Raw genomic sequence first — 22,760 nt, forward strand, 5'->3', positions numbered from 1 at the left:
GCGCAGAAGCATGGCTTGGACGGAGTGAAAACGGAATATGAGAGCTCCTGCGAGGTCGTTCTGTTTGACACAAGTAAGGTTAGAAGTTTAGGTGAACGTCTTCTGGGCCTTCCCGGCGAGATAGGCGCTGTGGTCCTCCCCGAACAGGAGCACGATCCAGAAAAGACTTGGCCGGAGATGGAAGTCTCGACGTTCTCAACTACTGAGGATTCGAAATCGCGCTCGAGATCAGTGGTCTGTGGTCAATGTGGGATTTCGGACGTGTCGTCCGTGGGAGCTGGGACCATGGCAAGCAACCGGCCCCCGACGCGCTGATCGGCGCATTGAACAGAATGGGCGTCCTGCCGAGGCTGTTCCAGCCGACAAATCTGTACATCCGCGGTTGGCCTTACACGGCGCGATTGGACGCCGGACGACGGGAGGCAACCCCGAACAATGCGCAAGGCCACATCATTACTCTAGTTCCTCGGCTTGAACGCGGCTGAACATCAGACACTTTATAAGTGCTGGCGCTGGAGCGCATTTGGGTTGGTCGGCAGTTACGACCGCAGTTGCCGCAAAGTGCAGGACATCGAAGGAGTCTTTGGACCCAGTGTCATGCATTGCCCCACTGAGGCAGGTGGGTGCTGGGCTCGCGAGATTTGCGCCTAAAGCCTGACGTCGGCTCAGTATGCGTCGCCTCCTTCAAACAAGGTTTGCACGAGGTCTTTGGTGGCACGGCAATTGCTGGAACGTGGACGTCGGTCCCTGCCAACCTTTGGTTCTGATGTTCTTGCGACTTGGCAATCATTGCCGCAACAGAGAGCCAGCCGCGACAATGCATCCGCAAAGTCAGGCGCAATTGGCAGGCCCGACTCGATCTGGCCGCAGTCTAACAGTTAATCCACCGGATCAGTCATCTGGTGGGACGTTCGGAGGGGAGCTGAAATGAGCGTCAAAATAGGAGCTCTCAGGACGGAGGTAATGCGGGCCAAACATACTCCGATACTCCCGCAGATAAATCCCGGTGTTTACCTTGCGGGGGTTTTGGACGCCGATGCAGCTCGCGCGCAGGAGGCTCCCTATGGAGCATTCGCCTTTCGGCGCTCCGAAACGCTGGTGGCCGAAGTGGTCTATCGGTCGGGCGGCCTTCACGAATTCGTGGGTCCACGCGATCAACATCAGCGGTGGGCTTTTGGAATCGAAGATGGTTTCTGCGGAGTGGACGGTAGGCCCAGCGGTGACCCCCTCGCGACTCGATGTAAACCGACGAGAACGAGATCGGCTGAGGTTTTCATAAACGCCAGCTGCGGCATCATGTTCATGTCGAATTGATCGGTCGGCAAGGCACGGTAGTCGCTGGCTGCCGCATCGCTTCGGCTCTTCAACAGAGACAGCCTCGGCGATCTTTTGTATTCAGACAAATGGGTGCTGCGGAGATTTGGGGACATTTACCGCAGGCAGATGGCTGAATGGATCAACGCAGCAAAAGCCGGCACTTCCGGTCGGGCGAACGTATGGGACACCTTTGTCGCCTCGGCCGTCGCAGAGAAACTCGCCGAGCCTCGCGCCGGAAATGGCGTGGTATCTCCTAATTGGACCACGTCGCCGTATGACTGACAGATAGAGGGTGAAGACGCCGAACGGAATTCTATCGGTCTCGCACGCAATTCGATGCGAGCCATGTGAAAGGAAACGATGATCAACTATGCAGTTGTCGGCGCGGGCGCGATCTCGCAACAAGCCTTTCTACCAGGTGTTGGACAGTCCGCGAACTCAAGGGTTACCGCGATCGTGACCGGCGATCGGGATAAGGCCGCCAAGTTGGCGGATTTCTATGATATTGGCCAGATCGTCAACTATGGCGGATACGATGCCCTTTTGAAGAGCACTGACGTCGACGCTGTGTACATCGCTCTACCCAACCACTTGCATGCGGACTACGCAATTCGCGCCGCTCGCGCCGGCAAGCACGTCCTGGTGGAGAAGCCGCTAGCTACCAGCGAAGAAGATGCTCTCGCCATGATCGCCGCTGCGCGCGAAGCTGGTGCGTTTCTGATGACCGCGTACAGGCTTCACAATGAACCTGGAACCGTCGCGATCCTCCAACATATCCGCAACGGCGCGATCGGCCGGCCACTTTTCTTTCAATCGGTTTTCAGTTTCCAGACGGCGGCAGGGAACCACAGACTAAAGGCCGCGAGTTGGGGTGGACCACTGCAAGACGTGGGTGTTTATTGCGTCAATGCCGCTCGTCACATCTTTGCAGAAGAGCCGATAGAGGCCATGGCGATGTCGCACAGACCGACTGATGATCCGCGTTTTCGCGAGGTGGAAGCGTCCGTCGCAGCCACGCTGCGTTTTCCCTCCGGCGGTTTCGCGCAATTCGTCGCCAGTTTCGGGGCGGCCGTCGTCGACAATTATCGGGTCGTCGGAACAACGGGCGATCTCGAACTCGACCCAGGCTTTAGGTTCGAGACGGCAACAAGATTGCGCCTGCGCCGTGGCGGCGAGGTCGGCGAAACTCACTTCCCGCAAATCGACCATTTTGGTGCGCAGGTGGAGTACTTTTCAGCTTGCATCGAGGCTGGTACGCCGCCCGAGGCTGATGGCGACGAGGGATTGGCAGACTTGCGCGCACTAATCGCAATCGAAAAGGCCGCCCTGACCGGACAGCCGCAAACCATCTCATCCCCTCCGCGTGCCCGGCATCCAACGCCAGACATGGTGCGATTTACCCCTTCGACCGATCGACGACTGGCTCTCTGAGGAGACTTCTGCCTGCTCCGCTATGCGGGCGGGACGAGTTCGACCAGCTTGTGAAGCAGCCTCGCGCAACCGACGATCTTCCGGCTGAAGAGGTCCACGATCACGACCAGGGTACACCCAACCTCCTCGCAGTCGGAATGTACGTGATATCGACGAGTTAGATTCGGTTCACCGCGGCGGCCGGCAGAGTTGCGATGGTGAGCTTCTGCGATCAGCAGGCCATGATGAGCGCAGCGGTGCCATAAGAGCGCGGATGCCGTGCCGATGAATCAGGTGTTCGATCCGGGCCACGGCCGTCGCCACGTCCCCGCACTCGCAGCGCAGCATGGAGCTGGCGCTGCTATAGCGTTTGCCACTGTCTTAATTGACCCGTCGGAGAGCCCAAGAGCGCGGCATTTGTCGTTCTGCTGTATTCACCCCCGCTCGCGCGAGGTGCACGTTACTCATACATTGAAACGCGTGAACTATTTATTGCGCCCAGCGTAGTGGTGAGAGACCGAGGTCCCCTATCCGGCCTGCGGACGTTTTTACTGCACGAAGTGTGTCGGGCGCTGCCATGATATTTTCGTGGCCCGTTGTAGGCCGCTACTCACAAGCACTTAATCTCAATCTGTCGCGGGATACCGCCAGCGTGGACTGTTTGCTGTGGACACCAAGCCAGCCACTGAACGCGCGAAGAGAGCAAGTGTAAACGTTGCTTGAAACGCTGCCAGTCAGTCGTTGCTACAATGCGCAGGCAAGATATTTCCCTTCAGAAGGCGACTGAGGCTCCGATCCCAGTTTGATCGAAGACGCGCGACAGACCACGATTGCTGTCTCGAACACGACAGGCCGTTGTGCGTCCGTCAGAAACGGGACACAGACAAGTGGCCGTGCCCGCGAAACGACTTCGTTTCCCGCGATTATCGCGGCAAACGTTGGAAGAAAATTGTTGCACGCAATCGCACGATGCTCTCTCCGGGCGGACGGCTGCCATGCGCGTCAATTGACCGCGCCTTGGCGACAGATCAATTCGTAACTCTGTCACGCCGGAGAACTAAGGTTGCGGTGGGACATTTAGCGGGGCGCTCTCATGCCCATTCTTATAAAGCCCCGAACGCTCGGTCTGCTGACCAAATGCGAGCGCCGCGCTCGCGGGGCAAGCCTCATCATTTCCGTCTACGCAATGTTCGACCTAGCCAACCCAAGCGCTGACCGTCTGGAAGGCGAGCAGGAGCTTTGGGTAATGGGCTCGAAAGAGCTGCCGCCCGGCAGCCCGCTTGACATCGGGATGCCCAAACCACAAGCGGAAGTACTCATCGGTGGACATGCGGCGGCGCCCAAGGGACGGCCGACCCAGCGCATGATGTTAGGATGGTCGCTCGGACCGATGCAGAAACGCCTTTTAGTGACTGGCGATCGTTATTGGCAGATGACGACCTCCGGCTGGCGACCAACAGCTGCCAAACCTTTCCAGCAGATGCCGCTAACGCGGCAGCGCGCCTTCGGCGGGGTCGGACATCCCTCGAACCCGACCGGCATCGGCCACGACGCTTTTGGCCGCAGCATGGCTGGCGAGCTGGTGGCGCTACCCAATGTGGAGGATCCCGAGCACGCGGTCCAGTTCATCGAAACAGCGGCGGAGCCCGCGGCGTTCGGACCAATGGCACTCGACTGTAAGGAGCGCCTGCGATACGCCGGCACTTACGACACCGCCTGGCTGAAATCGGTCGCTCCGGCGTTAGCGCTTGATGTCGATCCGCGCCTCTTCCTGTTCGCACCGCCAGACCAGCGCCTAAGCGGCTTTCTTTGCGGCGGAGAGCCATACGGGCTGCAAAACTTCTCGTCTGAACAGCCGTTGATCCAAGGCCATCTACCGGCGTTTCGCGTGCGCTGCTTCATCGGCTGGAGCGATCCGGCGCGCGCCGTCAGCGAACTTCAGACGCGCATCGACACGCTGTGGCTGTTCGCCGGAGCCCGCCGTGGCATCATGATCTACCGCGCCGCGATTGCCGTGCAGGAGAATGACGGCAGCGACGTTGCCGACATTATGCTCGCCTACGAGCGGAAGAGCGACCCTGCGCGGTCGACAGACCATTATCTGAATGTCAGACGGCTGCGTCTCGATCCGAGAACCGCCGCGCGCTACGCCTTTGCGGAACATCAACTCAAGCCCGAGCTTTCGTCTGCTGAACGGGAGCGTCGCGCAGCGCAGCGAGAAGAATTGGCCGAACAGCGTGCAGCGCAGCAGCAGGCCTCCAGGCGCTGGGCGCTCGATCAGGAACTCGCCCGTGTCGACCTTCCTCCTGTGCTGCGTCCTACAATCGAGACACCGTCCATTGAACCATCAAGTATTCCCGAATTGTTGCCCGAGGAACTCGAAAGCGGCGAAATCGACTTGGCCGAGATCCTCGACGCGGTGGAGACTGTCTACGACAAGGCCAGCTCCGACATCGACAAGCTCGCGGCTCAATGCGAGCCCGTGCGCGGAGCTTATGAAAGGCTTTCGAGCGGCAATGCCGCATCGACCGATATCGACGCACTGCTTGCCGCGATCGGCAGCATGGACGCTGCACACGCGATGGACACAAGCTTTGAGCAAATCCCGTCATTGGCTGCATTGCCGGCGGAGATCGATCTGCCCCTCCTGCACGAGCTCGACATTACGCTCGCGGGGGCGACGGATTGGCGTGGTGAGATTGTTGGCGCCGTAGCACCGTCGGTCGACGAGCACAAACAACTCGAACTTGCGCATGCTCGCTTCTTTGGCCTGCCAGCTGGAAGACCGCTTGAGTCGATGCGAACCGCGTTGTCGGACGATGCTTTTTCACCACCCGACATCCCCTCCCTTGCGCTGCCAGAGGAAGCCCACGTCAGATCCGAGCCGCCACCGCGACCCACCATTGATGAGATCGCGGCGCAGATCGAGAACCGCGGCCTACCCGCTGAAACCGTGCAGCCTCTATTTACGGCCTTCGCCGATGCCGAGGCGGCGCTCAGCAATGCGCTCCCAGCGTTAGCCAGCGATGGTCGCGCACCGTTCGAGGCCTTGATCGGGACCGATCAGCCGCCGCTCGCCGATACGCCCGACGCGGCGCTGGACATGGCTATCGTGGAAACAAAGGAAGCGGTGAGAGACCTTCGGACTGAGATCGACAAAGGCGAAGGTCAGCTGACAACCGCCATGGCAGCAGTCAGGCTGGCCTCACCCAAGCCGCTCGAACCTCAATCGGTGTTGGCTCCAGCTGTGGCGCGCGCGCTGGGCGACGTCGTTGAGGAAGAATTCAGCCGCGTCCGTTCGCTAGCCGGCCGCGATCTTGCCGGCGCCGACCTCTCTGGCAGGCAATTCGTAAAAGCGGATCTTTCTGGCGCCTTTCTCGAACGCGCCAAGCTGAACGGAACCAACCTCGCCGGCGCCAAACTGATGAAGGCCACACTTGCCGGCGCGGTGCTCATCAACGCCGATTTAAGCGCGACCGACCTCACCGACGCCAATCTTGGTCAAGCTGACTGCCGCGGGACGCGTTTCGCAAGTGGCCGGCTTGTTCGTACGAACGTTCTCGGTGCACGAATGGTGGGCGCGTCCTTCGACCAGGCGCATCTCACCAATCTTCAACTGTTGCAGGTGCCAATGATCGGGGCAACGTTCCGCTCTGCAAAGTTGCAGCAATGCGGTTTCATTCAATCCGCCCTGGACAATAGCATATGGCAGGGTGCTCTCCTCCAGCAAACCCAGTTCTTGGACTTGTCGCTGTCTGGTGGGGCTTTTTCCGGCGCCCGCCTCGCGCAAACCTGCTTTCTAAAAGTGGCAGCGCCGCAACTCGATCTCAGCGCCTCGGAATTCGACCAGGTCAGCTTCATCGGCGAGATCAACCTGCGCAATGCCCGCTTCGACCGCAGCAGCGGGGACAGGCTTTCGTTTCAGGACGCCGACATCGCCGGCGCCCAATTCAGCATGGCGCGGCTTAACGGTGTCTATTTTGGCAAGTCCACTCTGTTGCACGCGACCTTCCGAATGACCTCGCTGAAAGGGGCGGTCTTCACCGGTAACGACCTGCGCGGCTGCGACTTCTATGCCGCCAACCTGCTCGAGGCACATCTCAATCAGGCTGATCTGGCCGGCGCCAGTTTGCGCAGTGCAAATCTCTACGGTGCCGACCTGATGGATTCGACATTGGTCGCAGCGGATCTGAGCAATGCCAATATCGATCGCACCGTCCTTATAGTCCCTCGCCATGTCAATTGATCTGCTGCTGCAATCAATCGCCCACCGCGTCCCGGTACGCCAAGTCAATCTTGATGGCGAGGCGCTATCTGGGCTGTCCCTGAACGAGGGCGTGGTGCTGAGCTCCTCCTTTCGCAACAGCAACTTCAGTAGCACTTCCCTGACTGGCATGACGTTTCAGGACTGCGACTTCAGCGGCGCCTCGTTCACCGACACTTGCTTAGACAAATGCACGTTTATCAGTTGTTGCGCGGGCCATTCCAATTGGCGACGGGCGACTTTGGTCCAGTCGACGTTCATGTCTTCGGATCTCAGCCGTAGCGACTTCAGCAAGACGCGCTTCACCCAAACGACAGCCATGCGCTGCGTCCTGGCCTGCGCCGTCCTGCGTGACGCTACCCTGTCACAAAGCGCCATCATGGACTGCGACCTGGCCACCCTCGTGCTCGACGGCGCGACCCTCACGAACGCAGCCATTACCCAGGCCGATCTGCGCAGTGCAAGTCTCACCGGCATGCGATGCGACACCATCCTGTTTGCGGAATGCGATCTCTCCGAGCGGGACCTCACAGGCCTCACGCTGACGCGCGCGAACTTGAGCGGCGCCAAGCTGAACGACGCCAATTTGTCCGGTGTAGACCTCTCCGGCTCGATACTGCCAGGCGCCATCCTCGTCGGTGCAGATCTCTCGGGCGCCAACGCCTCTAATACACTGTTTGACAAGGCCGACTTGCGAGCGGCCAACTTGCGAAGCGCCAATTTGAAGCAATGCATCTTTCTGGAAGCGCGCCTTGACGGCTGCGATCTCACGAAGACAACACTGGAGATGGCCGTATTCACGCGTGCGTCCGCCAAGGCCGTCTCATTCCGCGGTGCCGACATGCCCTATGCGCTAATGCAACATGCCAAGGTCGACGGCAGCGACTTTTCCGGCACACGGTTTCTACGCACCGATTTTCACTGTGCATCGACGGAAGGCAGCCTGTTCGTGGGCACGCGTGGTAGCGCCCTGCCAACGATACCTGAACGCGCCGTCGCCGAACTGTACGACGCCAGCTCCGTGATTCCCTTCAATAGAGAGTTCTGAACCATGTCCTTCGTCAATGCCAACGGTCCGATGTCAGCGCAAGATCTCGGCTTTCCTGACGTATGCAACACACCGGTCGGTCCCGCCGTCGCGCCGAGCCCCTATCCAAATATCAATCTGAACACGTTGGGCATGCCCACCCAATCTCGTTGCCTGCTCATGTGTATGCCGGCGCACAACATGACGACGGTGCGAGCATCATCCACGGGCGACAACGCGGGTGTGGCCCTCGGCGTCATGTCTGGCACCGTCATGGGTCCAGGCCGCGCCATGAAGGGATCTACTAACTTGTTTATCGGTGGCCCGCCGGCAACCAAGATGGCGATGCCAACCAAGCAGAATGGTTCCAACCCAAACACATTCGGACTGTCGATATCTCCGTCCCAAACACGATTCATGGCGCTGCGCTAAAGCGCAGATAGCGGAATAATGGAGGATACTATGCCGGATGCCTACGCCCGATTTTTCGTCCCCGAAACACCAAACTCTCCCCTGACGAGCTCGAGCTATCTGCGCCTCGGCGCATATTCGGTCGGCGAGGAGGAGATTGTCACCGATCTCACCACGACTAGCGACAAAACTTCAACCACACACGAAACCGACCACGCTGGTATACTTGCCTTCACCAAGAAGGACTTCCAGGTAACCGCTGATGGCGCTGCACTCATGAAAATTGGTCGCGGTCACACGACCGAGGTCAGGAACGGCGACGCCAAATATACGGTCTCAAACGGCAACTATGACATTTCGGCGCAGAACGACGTATCGATCAGCGCCGGTGGCGACGGCAGCGCAGGCGACATCAGCACGACGGCGTTGAACTACAAGCAGACCGCCAAGGGCGACTCCTCGGAGATCACTCATGGCAACTCGAAACGGATCACGCGCGGCTCGGCTATGGAAATCTATGGGGGCGCCAAAGTCACCTGCGTGGCGGGCGCGTGCGTTACCGCGGCTATGGGCCTCAGCGTAGCAGGGTTTCTCGGCGCCGCGATCTCAATCCGGCATGGCTACAACCTTTCAATCAGCCGTGGCGGCAACTGCTCGATCAGATTCCTCTTTGCAAATACGCTCACGGTCGGCAACGAATTCAACAAAGTCACTGGAAATGTTACCAGGATCATCGGTGGATACAACGTGCAGGTCACTGATTCTGATATCCGCTACGTCAAGGAGACCTATCTCAAGGTGGTGGACGATGCTGACGTGAAAAAGGTCAAGCTCGACGGCACGTGGTGCGAAACGCGCGTGCAGGTCGCAGACGCACAAGTGCAACGTAGCGAATTGAGCTCCGATGAGCACCAGGTTGTCAACAGAGTGTGCGATGTCGAGAGCGCGACCGGCGGGTATAAGACTCAAAACTGGCGTACGATGCTGTACCTTTAGCCAGCAGGAGTTGGAAAATTACAATGGCCTTCCGCTCCGCAAACGCTGACCTCTTGGCAACAACCGAGCGCCTGCTTGGCTCGGGCCATCACACTGCCCGCGTCGTGGCAGTCGATGAAAATGGCGTAGCCTTGGAGGTGGAAGTCGCCGGCGCCCGTCATACGGCGACGATGGCTTTCGGCTGCCTAGTTCGGCCGATTACTCAGGACCTCGTGTTGGTTTTCAGCGATGCGGGGCAAGTCTTCGTTCTGGCCGTGCTCGAGCGGAGGACGTCAAGTTGCGGAATCATTGCTTTGCCTTCTGGAGGCAATATATCGATCGAGGGCAACACCATCGCCATCGCCGGGCGTCAGCGAATGTCCCTGCGCGCCGACACTATCGATCTGCAGACTGAACTGTTTGCCGTGCTTGCGGACAAGGCCACCTGGATTGGCAGGCTCTTTAGTTTGATTGCGGATCGTTTCCGCAGCGTGACACGCATCCAGGATGCGAGCGCCGATTCGCTTACGGTAAAAGCAGGCGAACGGATCGCCATCATCGACCGTATCGACTCGCTGCAGACCGAAACCCAGGCAGTTAACGTGACCGGCATTGCCTCCGAGACGGCGCACAGCAAGGTCATTACCGTGACCGAGGATCTCCGCCTCGACGGCAAACGGGTGACGGTCGCATAGCGAGCATGCTGACCAGTAGCTTTCCGGCGCCGACTGGGCAAGACCGCCTTAGAGCGGCGCAGGAGTTCATTGCCGCCAACCGTCTCGATGATGCGGAGGCGCTGCTGAACGATGTCAGTATCATAACGAACGATCCGGATGTGCTCAATGCAAAGGCAACACTGGCGCTCGCGCGTCGCCGGATCGAGCTTGCGTTCGAGATGCTGGCGGAAGCGGCAACTCTCTATCCTGAGCACGCTGGGCTCGTTACTAATCTCGGCACCGCTCATGAATTGCTCGGTCGCTTCGACGAGGCAGTGATCTGTCTGGAACGCGCGGCGGCGCTCGTCCCGTACAACGAAGACATCAAGCTCGCCCTCGCTCATGCTCTGCTGTGCCGAGGCGACATTGCGCAAGCGCGCGTGATCACGCAGGCGACTCTAAAACGCGAGCCTGCCAATGCGCGGGCCTTCCTCCAACTTGGAGCCATCGATCTCGCCTTGCGTGACTGCGCGTCGGCTGAGACTGCCTTTCTTCGTGCCCTGGAACTTGCCCCGGACGATCCCGATACGCTGCGCAACTTGTCGGTACTCATGCTTGAACGGAGCCGCTTCGACGAAGCGATGAATTTTGCGGAACGCGCGCATTTACGAGCCCCGCTCGATACGGCCGGGCTTCTGCATCTGGCCTATTGCCGGGCCGCGGCCGGACTCTGGCCGCAAGCAGAGGTCGCTTGCCGGAAGTTGCTTGCCTATGCGCCGACGCATCTTGGCGCACGCGAAATCCTGGCCCGTGCCACGATCGCCAACGGCGAGGTGGATCGGGGCATTGCAGAGCTCACGCAGTTCGTACGCACCCGCAAATCCGATCTTTCCGCCGCCATTGTTCTGGCGCGCACCCTGCAGCTTGTCGGCCGGTTTGGCGACGCCCTCACGCTTGCCAGCCACGTCGCGCGCACGCGCCCCGACGATGAAACGGCAATGTGCCTCAAGACGACCCTTGAACTGACGCTCGGTCGCTTCCCGACGCCCGAGCCGATCGCCTTGCCTCTTGCGACGCCGGTTTTTGTGCCGCCGACAACTTGCGTACTCGAATTCGTGGCGCTCGCTCGTCTTTTGCGACTACTGGCAAGCCAGCAAGTTGTACGAGTCATCGCGGAGCCACATTATCAGGCAATTCTTGCTAGCCTAGCTGAGCAGGTCATTTTAGAGGAGCCAAAGTCTGGGCTCTCCACCACCCCGCTTCAATCGTTGATGCGCATACTGGCGGTCGATGCTCGCAACATTGCCGATGACATCCCTTATCTGCGACCGGATTCAGAGCTTTTTGCCAAATGGCGCAACGCTCTGGCCGGGTTTGCACGACCGTTGGTCGGCATCGTCTGGGACGGTGGTGTTCTCGGTCTATCCATGGAACAGATCGCCGCTACGCTCCCCGCCTCAATCACGCCGGTCAGTTTGATGACCGACGCGGAACGGCACGACATGAAGCGATGGTGTCGCCCCATCGATGCTGGTGCGCACGTTGACAGCCCAGCCGAATTAATCGCAGCGATCGCTAATCTCGACGCGGTGGTCGGACCCGACAGCTTCGCGGTCCACATTGCGGGGGCGCTCGGGATTCCCGGCGTCGTCTTCGTGCCAAACGGCTACCCTTGGTACTGGGCCCAGGACAACGGAACGCCGCTCTGGTACCCATTATTCGAAGTAGTTGTGCAGGAAGGGCTCGGGAATTGGTCGGGAGCGATCGATGAAGGTCGGCGCCGGCTCGCCGCGCTACTGAACGCGGCCGCCATCGATTGAACGGCTTGCGCGGATGCCCGAGAATCTAAAGTCTGGATCTGGGCCCAGCACGATCGGTTGCTTCCGAACTGCCCAGCCTCGCGCCTGAAGCGCGTTGAGATTAGGAGAACCCGTCCTCGCGCTTTAGGCTGTTGTTTGCATGATCTCCGCGCACAAACGTTCCGCGTTTGTCGCGAGGGAAACCGCTCCACACCTTGACCTAACGCGGCCCTTCGGTTCCGGATTATGCTCGCTGCCGCATTCGCACTCCAAAGTGAATGACTTGGCCTTGACCTCTTTCTTCTGGGCGAACCCGTGATCAGCTGGCACTCAGCAAAAAAGACAGACGCCGGTCGCGACCCGCCGTTCCGCAGTGATGGGTGAGAGCCCATTAGCGAACCTTCTGCCGGGCCAGTCTGTCTACGCAGGCTCTCATATCGGAGTTACGCGCTTGCGGATTGGTGTTTACAAGACACAAAAGGTGACCTCTGCTTTCGGTTTGAGAGCTGAGCTGTGCCGATCATGCGCGGTATGGCGCATTGGCTGAATATGCTCAAGGCCGACAAGCGGGCAATCTTTGCCGCTCTTTCGAAGGCGAGCGAAGCAGTGTCTTTCCCCACGACAACTGGCAAGACGGGAACTAGTCTTACTGAGTCAGAGTGCCGCGGCCGCTGCCGAGAAGGATCATATATTTGAGAAGACTCATCTTTTCAGCATGGGAGAGGCTGAGATGGGTCTAGCAAAATCGGGGGACGTAGCGTCGCGGTTTTCGGCGTATGTTGAGGGTCTTACGAGTGGGATCGGGCGCGCGGACCGAGCCAAACCGCTTCGCGATTACTGCACCGGTCTGATGATGCCTTGCGATCGCAAGAGCGTCGAGCCGATGGCGGCGATCACGGCTCCTGAGCGGACAGCAGCGCAACACCAGTCGTTGTTGCATTTTGTCGGTCAAGGCGACTGGTCGGACCAGCAAGTGTTGGCCAAGGTCCGTGAGTTGGTGCTGCCGAGCATCGAACGCCACGGAGAGATCGAAGCTTGGATCATCGATGATACGGGCTTTCCAAAGAAGGGGCGGCACATTCGGTCGGGGTTGCACGGCAATATTGCGGCCAACTGGGCAAGCAAGACAATTGTCAAGTCGCCGTGACCCTTTCGATTGCCAACCATCATGCGAGCCTGCCGGTAGCGTATCGCCTTTATCTACCGACGGAGTGGGCGACCGACCGTCCGCGTCGGCGCAAAGCCGGTGTGCCCAAGGAGATCACCTTCAAAACCAAGCCGGCCATCGCGCTTGAGCAATTGCACTGGGCCTGTGCAGGGGGCTTGCCGCGAGGCGTAGTGCTGATGGACGCCGGCTATGGCGCTGATACCGATCTGCGTACGAGTATCACAGATCTCGGCTTGAACTATGTGGCCGGCATCCAGCCACAAACGTCCGTATGGCGCCCTGGCACTGGGCCGCGGGCGCCGAAGAAGTGGTCGGGGAGCGGGCGACCTCCGAAGTTGCTGCGACGCGATGGCAAGCATCAACCGATCTCAGTTAAGAAGCTTGCGATTGGCCTGCCAATCGATGCTTGGCGCAAGATCACGTGGCGTGAGGGGACGGCAGAACGCTTATCCTCGCGCTTTGCCCGTGTGCGCATCCGTGCGGCACATCGAGATTACTGCCTCGCCGAAAGCCGGCCGGAGGAATGGCTGCTGATCGAGTGGCCGGAGGGCGAGGAAGCACCGACCAAATATTGGTTCTCGACGCTTCCGGCGAACATTGGATTCCGTCAGCTGGTCGACACTGCCAAGCTGCGCTGGCGCATTGAGCGCGATTACCACGAACTCAAACAGGAGATCGGCCTTGGCTACTTCGAGGGGCGAGGCTGGCGTGGCTTCCACCATCACGCAACGCTGTGCATCGCGGCCTACGGATTCCTGGTCTCCGAGCGGGAGACGATTTCCCCCTCACCAACACGTTCCGTGGGGCTTTTCGAAGAAATTACAATTCCCGAAACTTATCGCCCGAGGGGGGCCGCCATTGCGGCCTGAACGACACGTTCCAAATTCGATCGCGACCGTTCGGCGAAGATTGAGCGCCGCTCTCGCGTCCACACTATCTCGATGCCCTTGTTGCATCAGGGCAGTCTCAAGTCAAAGCAGCTATCGAAATTTATGACGCAGTAAGACTAGGGCATTTTTCTTCCGCAACCTGGGAAGTTGCCCGACTAGGAAACCTATTTCGCGAGACTGAGGCGAGCCCATTCGATCGCCGGCCTACTGCGCATGAAGAATGGAAGGTTCAGGTCGGCGCACAATTGTGACACGCTCGCTTCAACCTCTTTAGCTTCAAACACCTTCCAAACCTTTTCGTTTTCGTCAAAGTCCATCTTTTTCAGTGTGAAGGGATAGTTTGCAGACGCATCCCGGAACACGCGTTTATCCAGCTTCCCGGCTTGGTCCGCGTACCAGACTTCTCCAACAACAATGTCCGCACGTGTTTGCACGAGCTTGACTATCTCGAGGTACTCCTCGACCGGTACGTTTGGAAGAAATGGGCGCAGAGCCAGTACGCTAATAAGTCCGTTGGCTTTGAAGCGGCCCAATTGCGCAATCCGTTCATATGGAGATGGGATAGGACGCGGTTCAAGATGCGGATGATGAAGCTGTGCAACACTCACGTAGCCGAAGACTCGCCGGCCTTTCGATCTGCAGCGGTCACTTATGTCTTTTAGTTCGCGCAGATGGTCCTCATTGAAGGGAGCCCGGGTCGTAAAGAGGAGATCGACGCCGAATTGGAGAAGAGCTCGAAGCAAAGCTAGTCCCATCTCCGCTCGCGGAGGGCAAAACGAATCGGTGTCGCCGCTTATGTAGATAATATCGTACGGCTCACGAACCGACTTGATCCATTCGATGATCTCGGGGATCTTCAGGGCAGCGTACTTCAGGAAGCCGGCCTCGACATAGCAAAACGGGCACCGATAGACACAATATCGACGTTGAGTCAGCGGACCCAACGAAACCATTATCCGCCGGTCCCGCACGTCAAAGGGCCGTTCATGCGGTCGGTGTAACATGTTCCGCTCCCGTCGATGTTCGAGATAAGCTGCGTAGCCGACTTTCCGTCACCTGCGAATTCTTGTAGTTGCCTAGCCAGAAGAGCCTACAAACGCCTCTCTCCACTCGTTGTGTTGGAGCCCGCCCCGTCATTCGTCATGATACGCACAGGTCGTGTGGGGGAGGCACGATTGAAAGTAGGATGGCGCGGACAAGCTGCATGGTGGCGGAAATAATCAAGTTAACAACTTTCGCTGTGCAGTTGACACGATGGTTCCGGACTAGGCACAGAGCGCAATGATTTCCGGCTCAAGGCAAAACGCGCTGAAAGCTCTTGATTCAGCGCTTGCGCTCCACACTTAAAAGGCTGATCCGATTGGCGCGATTGCGCCTCGGTAACACCGTCGCTTATGTCCATTTCAACAGCGACATTTCAGCCGAGAATCCTGGTCCGAACGCAGCCAAGATCCCGTACGATCCTGAAGCCTGGGGCTCGTGCCCAAGCACGTAGTCTAGCACGAACAATACAGTTGCGCTGGACATGTTTCCATAACGTCGAAGAGTTTCGTAGCTGGAAAAGAAGTCCTTGGATGGCCTCCCAAGGCCTTGCTCGAAAACCTCCAATATTTTTCTTCCGCCCGGATGGAAGACCAAGCTCTTCACCTGACTAAGATGAATTTTATCCTCCGCTAGCAACGATGCCAGCGCATGCGGCATCAGTTCCCGCACCATTGATGGTATCCGTTCTGAGACGACGATCTCAAATCCAGAATCGCCGAACTGCCAGCCCATTAGAGAAGTCGAGTCAGGGTAAAGCAGACTGCTGCTTTTGACGATTTCCAATTTACCTGCACAGCTTTCAGCTGGGGCGACGAGAAGCGTGGCAGCGCCATCACCAAAAAGGCTCGTAGCGACGACGTTCTTAGGGGTGAGATCATTCGGCTGAAACGTCAGCGACGTCAGCTCTACCGTAACGACTAGAATACGTCCCTTTGTTGCCCGACAAATTGCTCCTGCCAAACCGATTCCCGATGCCCCACCCGCACATCCCAGGCCAAAGACCGGCGTCCGTTTCACATCTCTTCGCAAACCCAATTTTGAGATCAGATCCACGTCGATGCTAGGGGTTGCTATCCCTGTCGTAGAAACGAAAACGATCCGATCGACCTCTTCTGGCTTGACGTCTGCACGTTCGAGACAGCGAGCGGTCGCTTCACATGCGAGCTCTTTGGCCCACGCCAGATATGCTTCGTTTGTCTCACCTATGCGATCTCGCTCAGAAACCATTCGGGCGTGACGCACACGAACCGCTCATCGACAAGCGTATGATCGAAGACTGTGAGATATTTTCCCAGCGTATCTGTCTTAGATCGGAAGTGTCGGCCAGCTAGTCTCTTGGCCTCGCTCTGCGAGAGGCGAAATGGCGGTAACGCCGTCCCAACAGCCAAAATCCTAGACATCAGTTCCCCTTGGTGATCGGCGATGGGTTCGAGTCAGGATGTCCGGGCGGAACGGGAAAGAGGACGCGATGGAATCAGCGCGATGCGGGCGATCTGTTCAGCGGGAACTTTCATTCTTTTCTGAGCCAGTGTTGAATTTGGCTTTCGTGCCGGTGTGCCGATCACGGTTGCCACGTGTGCATCTCTCCATCAACTGCCAAGGCTGGTAGTGGACTCAAGTCGCAACGCTTTGCTTGAGGAGTTGGCATCCGGCGTTGGCACCTAGCACGTTTGGATTATTCGGCCCGGCCAGCGTCCGGGCAATTTCAAGCTCTCTTTGTAGCTACGGGATAGCTCCATCGGCTTGAGACTCTTTGCGCCGTCGGAGACCCGCCGAAAGTCCATTGGTAGGGCGGGCAGGCCTTTCAGCGAACCGGGCTGCAGAGCCTGTCAACGCTGAACTCGCGAACCAATAAATTGCCGGCAGTTGCGCTGCTCAGGGACGAGGGTGATGGATAAGATAAAGGTCATCGCCAATCCACTGCGCCGTGTAGAGCTCGCCCCTAATGGCAAACCTTGTCGTTGACGCAGAATCGTTCGGCACGAGTTGCCATTGGCGCAGTTCAATATAGAGACCATCGGGAACGAGTTGGTCACCATCCTGAAAATCCAACGCAACGGCGTATCCGAAGTCTGGCAGGTCGTGCTGCCCTGCCAAACCGCCATGCGCGGAAGACGATGCCCTAGCTGCGGACGATGCCGCTCCCACAGATCGCGGGACCGGTTCGAGGCGCACCTGCACTGATCCATGGTGTTCAGGCTGCGGAATCAGAATAATTTCAATACCTAGCGGATTAGTTGGTGTCACCACCTCGCGTCTTCCTGCCCAGTGCGCGGTATAGGGCAGACCGTGGATGCAGAAATTTGTCGGCTGGAATGGCCTCGGCAGGAGCCTGTCTCTATCAAGTGCGCGGATCAGCACGCCCGGGGCCGTTTAGGTACCGTGCTGCCAGCTCAAACCGACGATATGTCCGAAATCCTCAACTAGCCGGCGACCGCCGAAGCTCGAGGACGCCTCCGCAGCAGCGGCAGATGACGATGGTCCGGCGGGGGGAGGCCACGGCGGCACCGCAACATCAACGTGTCCGCCAGATTGAGGAAGTGCCGGCGATGCGCCATGCTGTGAAGGGGTTGCCATGCTTTCCAGAAATGGCCTCACCAGTTCATAGTCCTCCTCCCTCAAGACGAAGGCCTCTGGCGACCCCGCGACCTCGGGCGACACACCGGGCACCGCCGAACCGCCGTACCCGGAGGCCGACTCCCCAGGCCTCGCAGCCGACAATGGCCCAAAGACATCCGCCACAGGCGCACCTTGACCATCCTCACGCGGCTCTGACGTCGCGGACGCATACGACGCAGTAGTGACGTGAGTGCGTGCCCCGGCGCTCGGGTCCTCGCGTTCGCGGTATGCCTCTCGAAGGTACCTCAACGCGGACATGATCTTGGGGGCATAAGCCCTGTACTCTTTAACATCCTGCGTCAACGTATCGTCGTGAAGGCGGCCAGCCATTGGCTCCATTTTGCGCTCTTGGAGCCAATCACTGAACCCGCGAAGAACTGACGCGTAATCGCTGACAGTGGTCGGCTGCAGAGGCGAGGGTGCCCTCCTCCTCAAGTACGAAATAAGGCTCTCGTCCTCGGCACACTTTGCTTTGAGATGATCGCCGGACTTGGCGGTGCGGCGACCCACCGGTGTTCCAGCAACGACCTCTCGAAGGCGCGTCAGCGCTCTTTCGAGCGTAAGGACCTCCTCCTCAAAAAGTCGTAGCTCCCTTGTATAGGCCTGCACATCGGCATTCAGTTGGTTAAGCCGATTGGCCATTGGCGGCCTTCCGGACTTGCGAAGCCATCCGCTAAACCTTCGCGCCGCGTTTGCCGTCCATCGCACGTAATTCCCGGCGAGGTCACTCCTTTTGGCTTCCGTTTCGAAGCGGGAAATAAGTGCCTCGTCGATGTCGAAGTCGAGCGTCTCATGTTGGTCAGAGGGCCTGTCTTGCGAGCCATGCCTTTGCTTTTTTGTGTGGCGGACTATCCGTCATGGTTCATCTCCGAGCCAGAATGTACTCCGCACCCTACCCCTGTTGGAGCATCTCAAAAGCAAGCGCCGCGCCAACGGAATCAACGCAAATTCTCAAGCTTGAAGGTTCGCACGCGACAACCGGTCTCCGGTGTTTAACTCCGACATGCCTTGCACCACCGTCAGAAGCAGCACACGTTCAGCTGTCGTTCGCGCGCGAACAGTTTCAGTTCTGCGCGCTAGCCGCATCAACTGCCGAAAACGGAACTGAACTAACCTCAATCAAAACCGTTCAGTCTGGATTGAAGAGAATGCAGATGGCCGTAAACGAACGAGGCGTGTTCGTCGGCATTGATGAAATCGCCCGTCGAGGCTTGCCATGCGTGCTGCACGACCAGTTCGAAATCACTTGCCGAACCAAACGCAAAAGCCCCGAAGCGACGCTACCCCTGGCTACAAACGTTAAGGCCGCGCGACCAACGACTTGAGCCCGACCGCAACCATCGCCGCGCTCGTCTTTTACCGTCCTCAGCCCTGGCACGGGCAAGGCGCCCCCAAAAGGGCGGAGCCCGAGCCGAGCTGGAACAGCTATCGCCGCCGCAGCGCGGCGCTGGCGGAAGCCGTTCACCACTTGTCTTCGCCTGTGGTACTGCCGGGAATGTGCTCCCATTTCACTTCCTTGTAGGTGAACGACCAGTCCTCCATGTTCTGAAAGAAGTTATTCTGCGGATTGATCGTCAGTGGCACAAAGGCCTTGCCTTCGATCAAGGTCGCGTCCTTCCAGGTCGTTTTGAAGAAGTTTTGCGGCTTCGGCATCCCCGCTGGATCGGCGCGGTAGAACTCGCACACGACCTCTTCAAGCACCTCGTTTGTTGCCAGTGCCTGCCAGAGCAGCGGCGAGGCACGATCGAAAAACTTGGTGAAGACCACCGGCTGATAATTGCGCGTGCCGGTGGCGACACCGCTCGTCATATCGCGCGGAACAGTGATTCCACTGCTGAACGCAACAACGGTGATCTTTGACTGGTTGTCGGAGTGCTTGGCGACCTGCCCGATGCTATCCGGCTTGGACGCATCTTGGGAGATGTCGCCCTGCTTCTTGCCTTTGATCGTTATATAAGCTTCAAGGGACACTTTTCGCCTCCATTGTCTGGCATGCTCCCGACCGAGCTGATACGGCGGACATCGCAACATCCGTGCCAAAGGGCGTCGGCAAAGGGATCGTTTTTACTGCCGGCCTGGATGATGGCTCACACAACGCTGGCAGATGTCCGCGCACAGCCCCGTCAAGGGAAGTCGTCTGCGCAAGTCCAGCGATCTTTCACGGCATAACAGAGCCGCCTACTGACTCCAGCCGGCACTCGACATCCAGAAACGCACGCGTGGCAAGGTCGAGCACAGCCTGCCCCGACACTCGGTAGCCGGCGCGATTGTCAACCAGGGCATTGCCCCGAATTGCGTAGACGACCACCGTACGAGGGCCGCGTTGTCGCTGTTCCAGATGCTGGGTAGATAGCCGCAGACGTAATTCACGTCCGTCGCGAAGCAATAGCGAACGTATGCCATCGGACGATGGCGCTGGCACGTTAATCGTCGGTGTTGGCAGGATGGTTGCGCGCGCTACATTGGCGACCGCTTCCACCAACGGGTCGATCTCGCGGGTCGCGGGTCGCCAGACGGTCATAAAGCGCTAGGAGATGAGTAACTCAGGCAGGCCCATCGTAGATCTCGAAAAAGGTACCAGATTGCGACTTGATGCGATTGAACAAGTGCGTTTCGGAGGTCACCACGCCCTTCATGTCAGGATTGTGCACTGCGCCGACCACCACCGGCCGGTCAATATCGCCGTTCATGTAGCCAACCAAAACTTCCGTCCCGGCGACCAGGGGAAAATGGAGCCCGGTTTCACTCGGGCCAACATAAGGCTCGAGCTTCCTCACGTAGTCGCTACCACGCCCTTTTGGCGCTGCTTCGTCGGCGAACGTAAATTGTAGCTTGTAGCGGCCCTGGTCGTCGATTTCCGCCCGCTCGTTCCATGCTTCTCCGTCGATCCTGGCACTGTAGAGGCCGACGCCCGGCGGCACAGGCGTCATCGCGACTGGACGGTAAGGTACGTCCGACCGGATGCAGTGGACCATGTTGTAGTAGGCCCGCCCGTTCCGGGGCAAGGCGTTGAACCCGGTCGGGGCCGGCCTATAGGCCGAGTGATCCGCGGCGACGACGAGATATTCGCCATCGAACCGTGGATGGCCCTGGAGTTCGAAAATGCCCCCTGCGCGGAGCTGCGGCGCGTCGCTATGGGCGATGTACATCGTCTGACTGGCGCCGATTTGCTCCGCACGGATCTTGGCGAGCGTGATCGCTTCTCCTTCGGAAGCAAAATGTCCGCCGAACCGTTCGGCTTTTCCCAAATAGCCATTGCCTTGTCCGACCTCTTTATCCGCGGATATGACGGACGGCACCGTTTCGTTGTAATCGCGGAGCCCGATCGTCTTTGTCGAGAGAACGCAGCGTTCCCGGACAGACAGAATTGCGCTTTCGTCGACGCGGCGGGATGCGCGGCGGTCGCGTTGGTGCGAATAGAGGATAGCCGCGCCGCTGCCGAACTTGATCTTGGGAAATGCCAGGTTCTTGTCGCCAAAGACAACGGTCTCACCGTCGTCTTCCTGTTTGAAAAAATAGAAAATTCCGTTCCGTTCGCAAAGGCGCGAAATGAAATTGAAATCACTTTCATTGTACTGCGCGACATAATTTCGCTTTGGATAGCTATCCAGATTGTACTCGGCCGGAATGCTAATGGCTGCCCTGTTCAGCTCTTCTTTGACGATGTCATCCACGCTGACTGGTTGGCCAGGGCCATAAACGCGGCTCGCTATGGATAGTTCGGTAACCGAGAAGCGCGGGCGTAGAACAAACTGAAGCACCCGCAGGTCAGTTACCGTCGGGTCCAGTTCTTCTACCTGGGCGCAGAGGCCCGATGCAATCCATCGCCCGCATGCGGTTTTGACCGTCAGCCTGGCGCGTTCACCAATCATTGAGCCGATATCAGCATCGCTCGATGACGTGGCATAAACCAGGTAGCTGAACGGCAGGGAAATGCACTCTGTGCCTTCGAAGCCTTGCACGTCGAGCTTGAGCTCTGGCTGACGGAGAATGTCCAGACTCATGCTGAGATTGTAGTCGGTCATCGGTACCATACCACGTCGAACGTCCGTAGAGCCAAGCAGCTTTTCTCAGTTGCCCCGGAGCGAGCTAACGTCAGAGACGACAAGCGTGTGCCCGCAATTCCCAAGCATGGGAATGTTCAAATAGTATCTTATTTCCTTACACGCTTTACGACAGCCGGATGGCGAGCACCGCCCCACAAGCGGTAAAACCAAGGCGGTTGGGTGAGACTCTGGACGAACTCACTGACCGTCTGGATGCGGTCACGGCGGTTGAGGGCAAGACCGGAGGCGAGTGCCCGCCATTGCGCTGTGGAAATGGTCGAAGGCGGTGCCGGTGTCAGATTATCGTAGAGCGCCTCATCGGCCGGCCGATGCGCATAGGGATGCATGCCGGTCAGGAGCAGATAGGCGACCACAGCGAGAGAATAGACATCATCGCTTTCCGCCCGCGGCTCACCCATCAGCATCTCCGGCGAAGCATAGGCCGGGGTCATGAGAGCGATCTGATCACCCCTTTCGGTTCGCGGCGCAGCCTCAAGCGTCAGCACCGCGCCAAAGTCCAGAATTTTGATTGCGCCGTCTGACGTCATAAAGATGTTGCCCGGTTTCAGGTCGCCATGGACAAGTCCGAAACGGTGTATATGGGCGAGCCCCTGCCCCGCAGCGCGGATGATACGAAAGGAAACAGCGGGTGAGAGCGGACGTCCCTGATTTTCAATCAGGATCTGCGCCAGCGACCGGCCCTTAAGAAACTCCATGACTAGGTAATGGTACTTGCCGTCGTAATCGGAATCATAAATACGCACCAAATTCCGGTGCACGACCATACGCAAAAGACGCGCCTCGCGATGCAGCAGCCCGATCAATTCCTGGCGCATCCTCGGATGCGGTCGGATAACCTTCACTGCCACGTCGGGGTTTGGTTCGCGCGCCCACAGACCAATCCGATCTGTCGCGCGATAAACGGTGCTGATGCCGCCGACGCCGATCACCTCCACCAGGTCGAAACGGCCGCCGAGTACGTATCCCAAGGGCGCGACCGACCCCACCGAAGATGGGTTCAAAGTGCATCCTCGCTCAAGCAGACGGCGATCGCCCGGACATCACTGGTTATTCCACGCCCGCCGTCCCAGAGCAGGAAGAACGCCGAGGTCGCGGTATCGATTCCAAATCGCA

At 58.6% G+C, this 22,760-nt stretch carries 14 protein-coding genes and 1 pseudogene; 8 read left to right on the top strand and 7 right to left on the bottom strand.

Features of this window, described 5'->3' with window-relative positions; genetic code table 11:
* Positions 1 to 1,677: 1,677 nt before the first annotated feature.
* From SO139_RS16810 to SO139_RS16845, 8 genes and pseudogenes are all read left to right on the top strand, one after another.
* Positions 1,678 to 2,748: a Gfo/Idh/MocA family protein gene (locus tag SO139_RS16810; RefSeq protein WP_498540232.1), complete on the top strand. Its 1,071-nt coding sequence runs from the start codon at positions 1,678 to 1,680 to the stop codon at positions 2,746 to 2,748.
* A 1,072-nt stretch (positions 2,749 to 3,820) separates the two neighbouring features.
* Positions 3,821 to 6,973 (top strand): DUF2169 family type VI secretion system accessory protein, encoded by a 3,153-nt coding sequence (locus SO139_RS16815; protein WP_498540233.1) that lies wholly within the window; start codon positions 3,821 to 3,823, stop codon positions 6,971 to 6,973.
* Positions 6,963 to 8,039: a pentapeptide repeat-containing protein gene (locus tag SO139_RS16820; protein ID WP_498540234.1), complete on the top strand. Its 1,077-nt coding sequence runs from the start codon at positions 6,963 to 6,965 to the stop codon at positions 8,037 to 8,039. The genes SO139_RS16815 and SO139_RS16820 overlap by 11 nt, the downstream gene beginning before the upstream one ends.
* Before the next feature lie 3 nt (positions 8,040 to 8,042).
* Positions 8,043 to 8,450 carry a DUF4150 domain-containing protein gene (locus tag SO139_RS16825; RefSeq protein WP_498540235.1) on the top strand — a complete coding sequence of 136 codons (408 nt, stop codon included), beginning with the start codon at positions 8,043 to 8,045 and terminating at the stop codon, positions 8,448 to 8,450.
* 30 nt (positions 8,451 to 8,480) lie between these two features.
* The gene (locus SO139_RS16830) at positions 8,481 to 9,425 is read left to right on the top strand and encodes a hypothetical protein (RefSeq protein WP_498540236.1); all 945 of its coding nucleotides are present in this window, start codon (positions 8,481 to 8,483) and stop codon (positions 9,423 to 9,425) included.
* Positions 9,426 to 9,448: 23 nt separating this feature from the next.
* A complete protein-coding gene (locus SO139_RS16835; protein ID WP_498540237.1) occupies positions 9,449 to 10,099 on the top strand; it encodes a DUF3540 domain-containing protein in 651 nt (216 codons plus the stop codon).
* Between the two features lie 5 nt (positions 10,100 to 10,104).
* A complete protein-coding gene (locus SO139_RS16840) occupies positions 10,105 to 11,880 on the top strand; it encodes a tetratricopeptide repeat protein (protein ID WP_498540238.1) in 1,776 nt (591 codons plus the stop codon).
* Between the two features lie 709 nt (positions 11,881 to 12,589).
* Positions 12,590 to 13,896, top strand: a pseudogene (locus tag SO139_RS16845) (IS701 family transposase).
* Positions 13,897 to 14,081: 185 nt separating this feature from the next.
* Here SO139_RS16845 and SO139_RS16850 read toward each other — a convergent pair.
* From SO139_RS16850 to SO139_RS16880, 7 genes are all read right to left on the bottom strand, one after another.
* On the bottom strand, positions 14,082 to 14,921 hold the full coding sequence (locus SO139_RS16850) for a radical SAM family protein (protein WP_498540239.1): 840 nt from the start codon (positions 14,919 to 14,921) through the stop codon (positions 14,082 to 14,084).
* Positions 14,922 to 15,309: 388 nt separating this feature from the next.
* Positions 15,310 to 16,203, bottom strand: coding sequence for a type III polyketide synthase (locus tag SO139_RS16855; protein WP_498540240.1), 894 nt, complete (start codon positions 16,201 to 16,203; stop codon positions 15,310 to 15,312).
* Positions 16,204 to 16,836: 633 nt separating this feature from the next.
* Positions 16,837 to 17,211, bottom strand: coding sequence for a hypothetical protein (locus SO139_RS16860; protein WP_498540241.1), 375 nt, complete (start codon positions 17,209 to 17,211; stop codon positions 16,837 to 16,839).
* Between the two features lie 123 nt (positions 17,212 to 17,334).
* A complete protein-coding gene (locus SO139_RS16865; protein WP_498540242.1) occupies positions 17,335 to 18,222 on the bottom strand; it encodes a hypothetical protein in 888 nt (295 codons plus the stop codon).
* A gap of 819 nt (positions 18,223 to 19,041) precedes the next feature.
* Entirely contained in the window at positions 19,042 to 19,551 is a 510-nt protein-coding gene (locus tag SO139_RS16870) for an Hcp family type VI secretion system effector (RefSeq protein ID WP_498540243.1), read from the bottom strand.
* Between the two features lie 572 nt (positions 19,552 to 20,123).
* Complete coding sequence (locus SO139_RS16875) at positions 20,124 to 21,605, bottom strand: type VI secretion system Vgr family protein (protein WP_498540244.1); 1,482 nt, start codon at positions 21,603 to 21,605, stop codon at positions 20,124 to 20,126.
* A gap of 128 nt (positions 21,606 to 21,733) precedes the next feature.
* Entirely contained in the window at positions 21,734 to 22,648 is a 915-nt protein-coding gene (locus SO139_RS16880) for a serine/threonine-protein kinase (protein WP_498540245.1), read from the bottom strand.
* Between the last annotated feature and the right edge of the window lie 112 nt (positions 22,649 to 22,760).

This window comes from Bradyrhizobium sp. UFLA05-89, from assembly GCF_059803475.1.